General features: G+C 67.8%; 11 protein-coding genes. 5 read left to right on the plus strand and 6 right to left on the minus strand.

The window, feature by feature from the left end; translation table 11 throughout:
* Positions 1-3: 3 nt before the first annotated feature.
* The 6 genes from GLA29479_RS04605 to GLA29479_RS04630 form a co-directional block, all read right to left on the minus strand.
* Positions 4-834, minus strand: a complete 831-nt coding sequence (locus tag GLA29479_RS04605) for a siderophore-interacting protein (protein WP_057970922.1) — start codon at positions 832-834, stop codon at positions 4-6.
* On the minus strand, positions 831-2,159 hold the full coding sequence (locus tag GLA29479_RS04610; RefSeq protein WP_057970923.1) for a condensation domain-containing protein: 1,329 nt from the start codon (positions 2,157-2,159) through the stop codon (positions 831-833). Before GLA29479_RS04610 ends, GLA29479_RS04605 begins: the two co-directional genes overlap by 4 nt.
* The gene (locus GLA29479_RS04615; RefSeq protein WP_187308512.1) at positions 2,159-3,037 is read right to left on the minus strand and encodes an isochorismatase family protein; all 879 of its coding nucleotides are present in this window, start codon (positions 3,035-3,037) and stop codon (positions 2,159-2,161) included. Before GLA29479_RS04615 ends, GLA29479_RS04610 begins: the two co-directional genes overlap by 1 nt.
* Positions 3,034-4,698, minus strand: coding sequence for a (2,3-dihydroxybenzoyl)adenylate synthase (locus GLA29479_RS04620; protein WP_057917948.1), 1,665 nt, complete (start codon positions 4,696-4,698; stop codon positions 3,034-3,036). Before GLA29479_RS04620 ends, GLA29479_RS04615 begins: the two co-directional genes overlap by 4 nt.
* Positions 4,695-5,939 (minus strand): isochorismate synthase, encoded by a 1,245-nt coding sequence (locus GLA29479_RS04625; protein ID WP_082638284.1) that lies wholly within the window; start codon positions 5,937-5,939, stop codon positions 4,695-4,697. The genes GLA29479_RS04620 and GLA29479_RS04625 overlap by 4 nt, the downstream gene beginning before the upstream one ends.
* A gap of 415 nt (positions 5,940-6,354) precedes the next feature.
* On the minus strand, positions 6,355-7,707 hold the full coding sequence (locus tag GLA29479_RS04630; protein ID WP_057970924.1) for a glycoside hydrolase family 16 protein: 1,353 nt from the start codon (positions 7,705-7,707) through the stop codon (positions 6,355-6,357).
* A 340-nt stretch (positions 7,708-8,047) separates the two neighbouring features.
* On the opposite strand from GLA29479_RS04630, the gene GLA29479_RS04635 reads away from it, so the two are divergent.
* From GLA29479_RS04635 to GLA29479_RS04655, 5 genes are all read left to right on the plus strand, one after another.
* On the plus strand, positions 8,048-9,547 hold the full coding sequence (locus GLA29479_RS04635) for an MBL fold metallo-hydrolase (RefSeq protein WP_057970925.1): 1,500 nt from the start codon (positions 8,048-8,050) through the stop codon (positions 9,545-9,547).
* A 135-nt stretch (positions 9,548-9,682) separates the two neighbouring features.
* Complete coding sequence (locus GLA29479_RS04640) at positions 9,683-10,120, plus strand: CopL family metal-binding regulatory protein (protein WP_057970926.1); 438 nt, start codon at positions 9,683-9,685, stop codon at positions 10,118-10,120.
* Between the two features lie 161 nt (positions 10,121-10,281).
* The gene (locus tag GLA29479_RS04645) at positions 10,282-12,078 is read left to right on the plus strand and encodes a copper resistance system multicopper oxidase (RefSeq protein WP_057970927.1); all 1,797 of its coding nucleotides are present in this window, start codon (positions 10,282-10,284) and stop codon (positions 12,076-12,078) included.
* Entirely contained in the window at positions 12,075-13,205 is a 1,131-nt protein-coding gene (locus GLA29479_RS04650; protein ID WP_057970928.1) for a copper resistance protein B, read from the plus strand. Before GLA29479_RS04645 ends, GLA29479_RS04650 begins: the two co-directional genes overlap by 4 nt.
* A 218-nt stretch (positions 13,206-13,423) precedes the next feature.
* A complete protein-coding gene (locus tag GLA29479_RS04655) occupies positions 13,424-13,852 on the plus strand; it encodes a hypothetical protein (protein ID WP_051885082.1) in 429 nt (142 codons plus the stop codon).
* Positions 13,853-13,922 lie beyond the last annotated feature (70 nt).

Here is a 13,922-nt window from a genome sequence, read left to right on the forward strand (position 1 = left end):
CGCTCAAGCCGCAACCTCGTCGAAGGCGTCCATAATGCGATGGCGTTCGTCGTGGTAGCGGTCTTCGTCCCAGCGGTCTTTCCAGTACGGTACCGCGTACATCATCCGCCGCGGCACACCGCGAACCTCGGCGAGATAATCGCGGATCGCGACGACTTGCGCGCTTTCGCCGGCCAAGGTGACCGACACGGTCTCGGCCTCGTTCCACGGCAGCTTACGCACCGCATCGAGCAGCAAGCGGCTCGCGCCGGCGGGACCGCCATGGCGCGACAGCCATTGCGCGTTCAAGCGTGGGTGCGGCGGCAGCGGCTGCACTTCGCTCGCATCCGGCACCTCGATCAGGACATCGACCTGCGCCGAAACCGGCAGCTTGGCGATCACCGCGTACAGCAAGGGATAACTGCTGGGATCGCCGATCAGCACAAAGCGCTGCGCATGCCCCTGGAACAGATCGGGCCCTCCCGGTCCGGCCAGGCCGAGCGGATCGCCGACGCCGGCGCGCATGGCCCAGCGCGAGGCCGGGCCATCGTCGCCGTGCAGGACGATATCGACGTCGATCTCGTTCGCGCCCGGGTCGATACGCACCACCGTGTAGGTGCGCACATGCGGTCGCACCGCATGCTCGGGCCAGACCGGGCCGCGTTCGCCTGGGCTCGGCAATACCGGTGTCTCGCCGGCGCGGTCCGGAAACAACAGCTTGATATGCGCGCCTTCGCTGCCGCTCGGAAAACCGATCAGGTCGTCGCCGCCGAGGGTGAAGCGGCGCATGTGCGGGGTCAGGTCGGCGACTCGCAGCACCCGCAACAAGCGCGGGCGCGGACGTGCGGCGCTCATGCCGCCTCCGCCGTGCGAGGCGAAGAGATCTGCCGGGCCAGCGCGCCGACCGAAATCGCCGGTTCGGCGATCACCGCGTCGAGCACCTCGCACAGCGCAGCGTGATGCGCTTGCAGCGTCGCCGCATCGTAGGCCTGGGGATTGGCTTCGATGTCGAAACGGATACCTTCGGCCATCGGCGAGACGGTGATGTCGAGGTCTTCGACCGAACCGACCGAGATCGGGTGGGCGCGGCTATGCAGTCCTTCGAAGACGAAGCCGCGATCGAAGGGCATGAGGTTGACGACCGGACCGTAGAGCTGGGCATGGCCGTCGGCCAGGCCGAGATCGCGGCGCATCCACTCGTAGTTGTAGCGTTGGTGGCTGCGCAGTTCGCGCAGTCCGCCGGCCACCGTTCGTACCAGGCCTTCGAACCCCTGCTGCGGGTCGATGCGCAGGCGCAGCGGCACCACGTTCATCGCCATGCACGGCACGGCGAGTGCCGGCGTACCAAGCCGGTTCATCACCAACAAGCCCAGGCTGAGATCGCTCGCGCCGCTGCGCGCATGCAGCCAGGCGAAAATCGAAGCGATCAGCCAGGTCGCCCAATCGGTGCCGAGCCCCCGTGCCGCCGTCTGCCATCGTGCGTACTCGGCCGGCGCCAGCAGACGGCGTTGCGAATGCGAGCTGTCGTCGGGCGCGCACTTCGGGCCGAGAGTGGCCGGCTCGCCGACGTCGCCGAAACGCTGCGTCCAGTAATCGCGGTCGGCGAGGAACCGCGGCGAGGCGCGATAGGCGGCCTCGTCGGCGATGGTCGCCGCCAGGGACCAGTCGCGCGCAGGCCCCGCCGCGCGTCCGCCGACACCGGCCGAATACAGTTCGGCGACGCGGTGGATCAACAGCAGGTAAGCGAAGCCGTCGAGAGCGATGTGGTGGGCCCGCAGATACCACAGGTGGCGGTGTTCGCCGAGGCGGATCAATGCAGTCGCGAACAAGGGCCGCTGCGCCAGGTCGGCGCTGCGCTGCAGGTCCTCGTCCATCCAGGCGCGGGCGCTGCGCCACGGATCCTCGCAGTTCGAGTAGTCCTGGTGCGCGATCACCACCGGCCGTGCCGCATCGAGTGTCTGCACGACTTCTTCGCCCTGCAGGCGATAGCGCATGTGCAAGGCATCGCAGGCCGACAAGGTGTCGCACAACGCGGCTTCCAGCGCTGCCAGGTCCAGCGGGCCGCTCAGTTCGATCGCCTCGGCAGTCCAGAACGAGGGGCTGTCGGGATCGAGCTGTTGCCCGGCCCACATGCCGTACTGCGGGCCGGTCAGCGGCAAGGCCACGGTGCTCGACTCCATCAGGCGGCCCTTCGCGAGTCGATCAACTGCCACCACTCCGACACACTGCCGCGCTCGGCCAGCTCGACCAGGCCGATGCGTTCGCCGCGGCTCGACCAGCGCTCCAGCAAGGTCATCAAACGGATCGAGTCCAGGCCGGCTTCGAAGGGATTGTCCGAGGCCGCGATGTCGTCGAGCGGCACTTCCATGATCTGCGCCAACTCGGTGCGCAGGGCGATCAGGCTGCGCGGCAGGCCCAGGCCGGTGCCGAGCGCTTCGATGCAGGCAGCACGATCGATGACGACACCGCAACGGCGCGACACGTAGTCCAGCGCCATCGCATGTTCCTCGGCGGAGAAGTCGGCGACCGCGTCGGCGACCATGAACGGCTGGATGTCGTGCATGAAGGCATCGGCCAGAGTCATCATGCAGCCGATGTGGGCATAGATGCCGCAGACGATGAGCTGGTCGCGGCCTTGCTCGCGCATGCGTTCGCGCAGGTCGCTGGAGACGAAGGCGCTGTAACGCCACTTGGTCAGCACTACGTCCTGCGGGCGCGGCGCGATCTCGAGCGCGACCGGCGCCAGTTCCGGTTTGGCGGTGATGCCCGGTCCCCACCAGGGCTGCAACAGGCCGCGCTGCGCCGCACTCTGTTCGGTCGGTTGCGCGGTGTATACCACCGGCACGCCGGCATCGTCGCACGCGTCGCGCAAGGCGCGGATGTTCGCCAGCAATTCCGGTACCGGTGCCTGGGCGCGGTCGTAGAAGGCGAGAAAGTAATCCTGCATGTCGTGGATCAGCAGCACCGCGCGGGACGGGTCCGGGCGCCAGTCGACGCGGTTCGCCGGCAATCGGGCGGCGCCCGGCATGGGATAGGAAGCGATGGTCGGAATCGTCATGACAGCGTTTCGGCGATAAGTGAGTGGGTGGGCCCCGAGGCATCGGCCGACGGGGCGAGGAAACGGGCGCGCAGCAGCTTTTTGTCGATCTTGCCGACCGCAGTGCGCGGCAAGCGCTCGACCGGTTCGATGCGGTCGGGAATCTTGAAGGCGGCGATACCGCGTTCGCGCAGGAAACGCTGCAGCTCGCGCGGGCTCGGCGCGGGCTCGCGCAGGACCACGAAAGCGCAGGACTTTTCGCCGAGCCAGCGGTCCGGCATCGCCACCAGGGCAGCATCGAACACCGCCGGATGCGCGAGCAGATGGCTCTCAACTTCCTCGGCGGCGATTTTTTCGCCGCCGCGGTTCACTTGGTCCTTGGCGCGGCCTTCGACGATCAGATGCCCCGACGCCAGGCGCCGTACCCGATCGCCGGTGCGGTAGAAACCGTCCACGGTGAAGGCCCGGGCGTTATGCGCTTCGGCGCGGTAATAGCCGCGGATCGTGTACGGACCGCGCGTGAGCAAGTGACCGGTTTCGCCCTCGGCTACGGGACAGTCGTCGTCGTCGACGATACGTATCTCGTCGTCGGCGCTGATCGGTCGCCCCTGGGTGGCGAGCACCAGTTCCTCGGCATCGTCGTCGCGGGTGTAGTTGACCAGGCCTTCGGCCATGCCGAACACCTGCTGCAGGCGGCAGCCGAAAGCGCCCGGCACGCGCCGTGCGACCTCGTTCGCGAGATGAGCGCCGCCGATCTGGATGGTCTGCAGGCTCGACAGGTCATGGCGTTCGCGCGCGCGCGATTCCAGCCAGGCCAAGGCCAGCGAGGGCACCAGCGAAGTCAGGGTCACGCGCTCGGCGGCGATCAGGCCGAAACAGAAATCGGGTTCGGCCTGGCGTGCGAGCACGACGCGGCCGCCGACTTCGAACACGCCGAGCGCACCGGGCGAACTCATCGGAAAATTATGCGCGCACGGCAGCGCGCACAGGTAAACGCAGCGCTCGTCCAGCCCACAGATCTCGGCGCTGGCGCGGACGCTGTAGAGGTAATCGTCGTGGCTGCGCGGGATCAGTTTCGGCACCCCGGTGCTGCCGCCGGACAACTGCAGGAAGGCGATTTCGCCGGCATCCGGCCCGGGCCGATCGATCGGCGCATCGTAGAGCGAATCGAAAGCGTGGAACTCCTGCGCATCGCCGACCACGATGACTTCGCGCAGGCAGTCCTGCGATGCGCGCACTTCGCGCATCAGCTCGCGGTAATCGAAACCGGCCTCGCGGTCGGCGATCACGCAGGCCCGGGCCTGGGTGTGCTCGACGAAGTAGGCGATCTCCGAACGCCGGTGCGCCGGCAAGGCGAACACCGGCAAGGCGCCGATGCGGAACAAGGCATAGCAGGCGACGTAATACTCGCCCAGGTTCGGCAGCTGCAACACGACCCGGTCGCGCGGGCCGATGCCCAGGCGGGCCAGGCCAGCAGCGAAGCGCCGGATTTTCTCGTCGAACTGCGCATAGCTCCAACGCCGTTCACCGCAGACCACGGCGACGCGTTCGCCGTGCTCGGCGACGACCTGGGCCAGGCGCTGGTACAGGCCGACCCCGGCCCAGTAGCCGAGCGCGCGATAGCGCTCGGCGAACTCCTCCGGCCAGGGCGTACAGCCCTCGAGCAGATCCGCACCGCTCATGCCCTGCCCTCCGCGCCGCTCGCCTCCACCGCCTGGGTCAGCCCCATCGCGTTGAGCATGGTGCCGAGCTTGGCGGTGGTCTCGGCGAGTTCGGCATCGGGTTCGGAGCCGGCGACGATGCCGGCGCCGGCGAATACGGTCGCGCTGTCTTCCTCGACCATGGCGCAGCGGATCGTCACCGCCCACTCGCCGTCGCCCTCGGCGTCGCACCAGCCGACCAGGCCGGTGAACAGACCGCGGTCGTAACCTTCCAGCTCGTGGATCACGCCGCGCGCCGGCTCGGTCGGATAGCCGCAGACCGCCGGCGTCGGGTGCAAGGCCAGCGCCAGACGCAGCGAGCTCGTGTTCGGATCGATCAACTCGCCGTCGACGACGCTCGACAGATGCCACATGGTCGGCGTGGCCACCAGCGACGGCGTCTTCGGCACGCGCAGATCGCGGCAATACGGACGCAAGGCGGCGGCGACCGCATCGACGACCAGGGCGTGCTCGTAGCGGTCCTTGGCCGATTCGAGCAGCCCGCGTGCCCGGCGTTGGTCTTCTTCGGCATCGGCGACACGCGGAATCGAACCGGCCAACGGATTGGAAACCACCCGGGCGCCGCGCTTGGACAGCAACAGTTCCGGGCTGGAACCGATCAGGCAGGCCTTCGGCCCGGCCGCGCCGGCCAGGTCCATAGCGAAGGTGTAGGCGCCGGGCGCACGCGTCAGCAACTGCGCGAGCAACTGCGGCACGTCGACCCGCGCGGCGATGCGCAGGCTGCGCGACATCACCACCTTGCTGATGCCGCCGTCGTGAATGCGATCGAGCGAGCGCTCGACGTTGCGCTTGAACTGCGCCGGCGCGGGCACCGACTCGACCCGGGGCGCGGCCTTCTGATCCGACGGCAGCGAACTCAAGGTGGCGCCGCGATGACGCGCACGTCCCGCGGCGAAGGCGGCCTGCGACGGCACCCACAGACAGGAGGCTTGCGAGGCGCTGAACGGCACCGCGCCCATCAGCGGCAAGCGCCCACTGTCGTTGGCCACCCGCGCCAGCAATCGCTCGGATTCGCCGGCCAGATCGGTATCGATCGAATGCACCAGGGTTTCCAGCACGCCGCGCGCATGCAGTTGATGCGAAGCCGACGAGAACAGCGAGTCGTGCGCCAGATAGCTCGACAACAAGGCCGGAGTCGCAGGCGAGCGGACGCCGTGGCTAGGCGACTCCACCGCAGTCAGGGCATGCGTTTCGCCGATCATCGCCCGCCCCCGGCTCGCGTCGAAACGAACTGGACACGAACGAAAACGGGCCGCAGCGATGCGGCAGACGATCGGACACGGGGGGACGCGCAAGCCGCGCCTCGGAATGCGTTCACTGTGATTACCTGCAGGCTCTGGATGTGATCGAGCTTGCGGGCAGGAACGCCGGCTGGCTGAGTGATGGCGGGCATCGTGCCCGTCATGGAATCGTCATGCACCGGCGGGTCGCCGGCTGCGGATTAAAGTACGCCGAGCCACCTGCCTTGGCAAGCTGGGCTTCGCACTCGCATCGTTCACTTTCGATGTGTGCGACACACGAGCGCCGCGTACTGTGCAGGCTTTCGCACGAACCGGCGCGGCTGCGCGCCGCAGGACGGAAGCGCTGCCCTGCGACGCGCATCACACCCGGTGCGCGTCAGCGATCTTGGTAGTAGACGTTATCGATCAGCACATCGACGTTCGCCGCCGGCGGGTCCGACACCAGCATGAACATCTGTTTGACCGCATGCAGGTCGAGATCATGGAAGGCGCTGAACGGAATGCTGACCTCGTGCCAGCGGCCGTCGCGTACCAGGCCGTATTGCTGGCCGCCGCTGATGAAGTCGATCCAACTGTCGCCGAACGACGAGTTGATGCCGATCTTGAAGGTCGACGGCGTGGTCGTGCGCATATGGAATTTCAGCCGCCCGTTAGCGAAGCGGCTCATGTTGCGATAGCCGGTGGCCACGCCGAGGCCGTACCAGGCGCCGGCATTGGCCCGAAACGCCATCAACTGACCGCCCTCGTACGCCGACGCGGAGATCGGCGCGAGGTTGTTCCACAGGTACAGATTGGCATCGCCGTCGTAGCGCAGGCGGTCGTTCATGTCGCTGCGTTCGGTGAACACGCCGAATTTGCCGCTCGGCGCCGAGGCACCGGTATAGAGCTCGCTGCCGGGGTTCTGGTACAGGCGGATGTAATCGATCTCCATCTTCGCCGGCAACGGCGCGGTGATGCCGTTGCCCGACAGGATGCCGGTGTAGCTGCCGCCGACCGCGAGATTCAGCAACAGAAAGTACTGATGATGGAACTCGTGCAGCGAGGCGCCTTCGATGTTGGAGATGGCGAACTCGAAGAACTGCTGGCCGTCGATGGCGACGCGGATGAACTGCGGGTCCCAGGTCATGCGGTAGACGTGGAAGCCGCCGTTGAGGTCGCTGGCGCTGTCGTAGTCGCGGCCGTAGTCGGCCTGCGAGCCCTGATAGTCCCAATGCACCGCGGCGCCGGCGCGGCGATTGGTTCGCCCTGCCGCGATGGCCGCGGCCGAGCCCATTTCCATCAGGTCGATCTCGCCGCGCGCCGGCCAGTTGCCGACCGTACCGAGCATCCAGTACGCCGGCCACAGGCCGTTGCGCAGGTCCGGCACCTTGATCCGCGCTTCCAGGGTGCCGTACTTGAAGTGCATGCGGCCTTCGGTCTTCAGACGCGCCGAGGTAAAGCCGCGGCTGCCGAAATTCTCGCGTCGCGCTTCGATCACCAGACGTCCGTTCTCGATGCGGGCGTTCTCGGGGCGGCTGGTGTAGTACTGCAACTCGCTGTTGCCCCAGCCGCACAGGCCGATCTGGCAGCCGTCGCCGACGTCGTAGATCCATTTGTTGCCGTCGATGGATGGGCCGTTGAAGTTGTCTTCCCAGACCAGGGTCTGCGCCTGCGCCGCCTGCGGCGTCATGGCGAGGCCCGCGGCGATCAGGGCCGCGGTGGAGAAAGCGAACGCGCGTGCGAGGTTCATGATCGGCTCCGGTGATGAGCGTAGCGCCTGCCGGTGGCAGGTCCGGGGCCAAGCTCGAACTTGATGACAGCGCTGTCAACGACTGTTTTTTCCGCCTTTCCTTTTGCCGGGACGGGTTCACACAATGCATGTGGGCTGGTTGGTAGTAAGCGCGGATGCGCGATGGCGGCATGCTGCAAGACAGCAGGCGGGATCGCGGCTGCGTGCCTGCGCGCACCGCCACCATCTCCCGTTCTTGTTTCGTCGTCCCCGCGAAGGCGGGGATGACGGCCCGAGCTGACGACACGAAGCGCGGCAATGCCGGATAATCCCTGCCCGTTCGTCGTTCCGCCGTCTGCGTATGACCGCATTGCACCGTCTGCTGCTGCTCTTCGTCCTCGCCACCGCCAGCCCGGCCGGCGCCGCCTCTCTGCGCGCCGTTACCCTGCCGGAGCGTTGGGTCCATGGCGCGCCCGGTGAAGCGAGCCTGCAGGTGCATGAGGCCGCGCCCGGGTTGTGGATCCTGCGCCAGTCCAAGGCCAGCAATTTCGAGGCGCCGTTCCTTTACCTGTTGGCGGGCGAGCGGCGCGCCCTGTTGCTCGACTCGGGCGCCGAACCTTCCGCCGGCAGCGACCTGCCGCTGCGTGCGACGGTCGATCGTCTGCTCGGCGAGTGGCAGCGCCAGCACAAGCTCGACGCCTTGCCGCTGGTGGTCGCGCACAGCCACGGCCATCGCGACCACGTCCATGGCGATACCCAGTTCCGCGATCGCCCCGACACCCGGATCGTCGGCACCCAGCCGCAACAAGTCGCCGCGTTCTTCGGCCTCGACCGCTGGCCCGAGGGCGAGGCGCGGTTCGATCTCGGCGGTCGCGCGCTTACCGTGTTGCCGTTACCGGGGCATGAGCCCGCACATATCGCGATCTACGATGCGCAGACGGCAAGCCTGTTCAGCGGCGACAGCCTGTACCCCGGCCTGCTGACAGTGCGCGACTGGCCGGCCTATCGCGCCAGCGCGGCGCGCCTGGCCTCGTTCGCCGAGCGCCACCCGGTCGAGCGCGTGCTCGGCGCGCACATCGAGATGAGTGCGCGCGCCGGCCAACTCTATCCGCTGGGCAGCGCTTACCAACCCAACGAGCACGCCCTCGCCCTCGACGCGTCGAGTCTGGCGCTATGGCAGAAGACCTGCGCCGAGCTCGGCGATTTCCTCCACGAGGAATCACGCGACGAGTTCGTACTGGCGCGCATCGCCCAGCCCGGCGAGTTCGCCGACAAGCCGAACACGCACGGCATGCTGGTTGCCGGCACCGACGCGGTCTACCTCTCGCATCAGCCGATGTTCCATCGTCCGCACGATTACCAGCTGATCTTCGAAGCCGCCCTGTCCGCCGACGCCTTGGCGCAGTACCGCGCCGACGCGAAATCGCATCCGCGCGAGTACTACACGCTGGCGCCGAGCGAGCAGTGGGTGTTGCCGGAAACGATCCGGCCCGACGGCCGCTTCAAGGCCGATCTGTACCGCGGTCACTTCGAGCGTGGCGGCACGCCCATCGCCACCGGCATCGAGGTGAAGGTCGGGCGGATCGTGCACTTCCGCCGCTTCGAAGCCGCTCGCAAGCCCGAGCCGCGGCAATGGATCGCCTTCGGCCGCGGCCGCGAGCATTTCCTCGCCCATCGCCTCGAAGGCCCGCCCGACATGGACCAGGTCGTGCAGATGTCGGCGGCGCATGGCGAAGGCGAGCGCGTCTTCGCCGAAACCACAGCGGCAACGGGCAGCGGCGAGCTCAAGCCCGGCGACCGTATCGGCGGCGCCGTGGTCGAGCGCGCGCTGTATACCGAATATGGCGACCTCGCCCGCTGAGTTCGCCGCCAAGCGGGGCAACCTTCCCATCGTGTCGACAGCGCCTCTCACGAACGGTTAACGCGGCGAATCCGGAAACCGTTGAAACTGTCCCGTCTCCTGCCGCATCCTGTGCCGTCTCCGATCCGACGCTCCATGGCCTATTTCCCGCTCCTGCTGCGCGTGCTGTTGATCGTGGCGATCAGCCTCAATGGCTACGCCGCGGCGACGATGTCGGTGGGCGGCGCCCATGCCATGCACGCCGCCATGACGACGAAGGCCGCGCTTCGGTCGGCCGAGATGGCGATGGAAGACAAGCCTGATGCGGCAATGAGCGCAGATTGTCATGCGATGGACGAGGCCCCTGCCCTCGCCGCGCAGCCGCAATCGCCTGCCGAACCGGACCAGGAGGAGGCCGCCGACGATTGCTGCGGCAAGTTCCGCTGCCAATGCGACTGCCTGCAGGCGGTCGCGATCGTCCGCATCGCCCTGCCGTTGCCGCCGCAGTTGTCGAACACTTTGCTCGCTTTGCCCGTCGAGGCCGCCGCACCCAGCGGCGTATCGAGCCTGCCGATCCGGCCTCCCATCGCCTGAGATCCGTCAGGCCGGGGCTTCGCGCCCGGCCCGCGGCTAAGGCGCTCATACCGAGCCCTGCGCCGCCCGACCGCGCAAGCTTCGTACGCCGGCTCGACCGGCCGTTGCGGACTGCGCGCTTCGCACACCGTTGCGACTCTTCCGCCAACAGGAAGAACCTCATGAACCGATTCAACCGCTTCGACGGCGCCGCGCCGATCGATGCCGGCCGCCGCCGCTTCGTCACCGGCCTGGCCGTGGGCGGCCTCGCCGCAGGCACCGGCCTGTGGCATTCCGCATTCGCCTCGACCGGCCTGGCCGGCACGGCGCAGACCCTGCGCGGCACCGAGTTCGACCTCTCGATCGGCGCCGCGCAGGTCAACTTCACCGGCCGCACGCGCCCGGCGATCACCGTCAACGGCACCTTGCCGGCGCCGATCCTGCGCTGGCGCGAGGGCGACACCGTGACCTTGCGCGTCGCCAACCGCCTGGCCGAGGGCATGTCCTCGATCCATTGGCACGGCCTGATCCTGCCGTCCAACATGGACGGCGTGCCGGGTTTCAGCTTCGAGGGCATCCATCCGGGCGAGACCTACACCTATCGCTTCCGCGTCGGCCAGTCGGGCACCTACTGGTATCACAGCCACTCGCTGTTCCAGGAACAGGCCGGCCTGTACGGCGCCATCGTGATCGATCCACGCGAGACCGCGCCCTTCCATTTCGACCGCGAGCACGTCGTGCTGCTGTCGGATTGGACCGACCTCGACCCGGGCGCGCTGTTCCGGCGTTTGAAGAAGATGTCGAGCTACGACAACTACTACAAGCGCACGGTCGGCGACTTCATGCGCGATGCGCGCGAGCGCGGCCTCGCCGCGACCCTGCGCGACCGCGGCGACTGGGGACGCATGCGCATGACCCCGACCGACCTGTCCGACGTCAACGGCCACACCTATACCTATCTGCTCAACGGCGTCGCGCCCGCGGGCAACTGGACCGGCCTGTTCCGTCCTGGCGAGAAAGTGCTGCTGCGCTTCGTCAACGGCTCGGCGATGACTTATTTCGATGTGCGCATCCCCGGCCTGAAGATGACCGTGGTCGCCGCCGACGGCCAGTACATTCATCCGGTCAGCGTCGACGAGTTCCGCATCGCCGTCGCCGAGACCTTCGACGTGCTGGTCGAGCCTTCGGGCCAGGACGCCTACACGATCTTTGCGCAGGACAATGCCCGCACCGGCCATGCCCGCGGCACCCTCGCCGTGCGCGAAGGCCTGCAGGCCGAAGTGCCGCGCCACGACCCGCGCCCGCTGCTGACGATGGACGACATGGGCCACGGCGGTATGTCGCATGGCGGCGGCCACGACATGTCGCAGATGAAAGGCATGGAAGGCGGCTGCGGCGCGAACATGGGCATGCAGAACATGGCCGGCATGGATCATTCGGCTATGCAGGCCAGCGCGGCGGCATCCAAGCCGACGGCGGGCGACGAACGCCTGATCGACATGCGCACGATGTCGACCTCGGCCAAGCTCGACGACCCCGGCGTCGGCCTGCGCGACAACGGCCGCAAGGTGCTGGCCTATGCCGACCTGCGCAGCCTGTTCGACGACCCCGACGGACGCGAGCCGAGCCGCGAGATCGAGCTGCACCTCACCGGCCACATGGAGAAATTCGCCTGGTCCTTCGACGGCCAGAAATTCGAGGGCGCCGAACCGATCCGGATGACCTACGGCGAACGCCTGCGCATCGTCCTGGTCAACGACACCATGATGACCCACCCGATCCATCTGCACGGCCTGTGGAGCGACCTGGAGAACGAGCAAGGCGAGTTCCAGGTGCGCAAACACACCATCGACATGCCGCCGGGCACCCGACGCAGCTACCGCGTGCGCGCCGACGCGCTCGGGCGTTGGGCCTATCACTGCCATCTGCTGTACCACATGGAAGCCGGGATGATGCGCGAAGTGAGGGTCGAAGAATGAAGACCTCACCGACTTTGCATCGCTCCGCACTGACGCTCGCCTTGCTGTGGGCCGGCGGCGTCGCCGCGCAGACAACCGATCACGCCGCGCACGCCGCGCAACCGACCGCCGGCAAGCCCGCCGCCCCACCGGCTGCGGCCGATGCGAAGGCATCGGAGCATTCGGCGATGGATCACTCGCAGATGGATCACGCGACGATGCAGGATCCGCTGCGCATGCAGGCGCCGGCCGCGTCGCAGCCCCAGGATCATTCGCAGAATGATCATTCGAAGATGGATCATTCGCAGAATGATCATCCGCAGATGGATCATTCGAAGATGAACCACTCGCAGATGGACCATTCGAAGATGGGCCACTCGGGCATGGATCCTTCGGGCAGGCAGCGCGCCACCACCAGCCCGCCGCCCGCAAGCGAGCCGCGCGAGCCGATCCCGCCCCCGACCGAGGCCGATCGCGCGGCGGCGTTCCCACCGCTGTCGCATCACATGCGTCATGCCCCGGCGGTCAACAGCTATCTGCTGATCAACCGCCTGGAAGCGGTCGAGGTCGAACACGGCAGCGCCCAGGCCTGGGAAGGCCAGGGCTGGATCGGCACCGATACCGATCGACTGTGGCTGCGCAGCGAAGGCGAACGCGAACACGGGCGGACCGAATCGGCCGACCTGGAAGTCCTGTACGGCCGCGCGATATCGCCGTGGTGGGACCTCGTCGCCGGCGTCAAACACGACTTCGCACCGGCGGGTTCGCAGACCTGGGCGGCGATCGGCGTGCAAGGCCTGTCGCCGTACAAGTTCGAGGTCGCCGCGACGGCGTATATCGGCGAGTCGGGACGCACGGCGCTGAACCTGGAGGCCGAGTACGAACTGCTGCTGACCAATCGCCTGATCCTGCAACCGCTGGTCGAGATCGACCTGTCCGGTCGCGACGATCCGCAGCGCGGCATCGGTTCGGGCCTCAGCAGCGTCGAGGCCGGGCTGCGTCTGCGCTACGAGATCACCCGCCGGTTCGCGCCCTATGTCGGCGTGACCTGGGAGCGGGCATTCGGCGGCACCGCGGACTACCGCCGCGACGCGGGCGAAAGCGTCGAGGACACCCGTCTGGTCGCCGGCCTGCGGCTGTGGTTCTGAATCCGCACCGATCTTGAGGATGCACCGCCTTTGAAACTTCGAACGCGCCCGGCCATGTCCGCCGGGCGCTATCGCAGCCGGCTGCGCAGGGCGGGCTACAGCCCGCAATCTGGCTGCGAACTGAAGCGGGCCGGGCCTCTGCCCGGCCCGACGCTATGGCCCCATCACCCCGACAGGCTATGATCTTTCCAGGACGAACCGGCTGAGCCGAGGAACATATGTCGATCAATTCCAAGGCCCGCCGCGACGCCAAGAAACGCAAGATCGCCAAGGCCCGCAACGCGCCCCTGCCCGGCCCGAGCATCGAGCCGCATGCCGAGTTGCGCGACGCCCAGGGGCGTTTGCTCGGCGGCATCGTGCGCCGCGAAGGCGAATGGACGCTCGGTCTCGGCGGCCGCATCGTCGGCGGCTCGGAAAGCGCGGCGCGGGTCCTCGCCCTGCTCGAACGCGCCGCATCGTTGCACCGCGGCGAAGGCCGCGAGGTCAGCCTGGGCTGTTCGGCCGCGCTGCGCACCGCGGCGCAGACCGAAGTCGCCGAACGCGGCCTGAGCTTCGAGGAGTTCCGGGTCGAATTGGAAAAAGAACTCGCGGTCGAACCGCAGCCCGGCCTCGGTGGTTTGCACGAAGCCAGCGAAGTCCGTCACTGACGACTCGCCGCGGGGCCTGGGGCTCCACGCGATCACCCTGCGACGACGTCGCAACGGTTCTGCTGGGCGC

The organism is Lysobacter antibioticus (genome assembly GCF_001442535.1).
GTDB classification, from domain to species: domain Bacteria; phylum Pseudomonadota; class Gammaproteobacteria; order Xanthomonadales; family Xanthomonadaceae; genus Lysobacter; species Lysobacter antibioticus.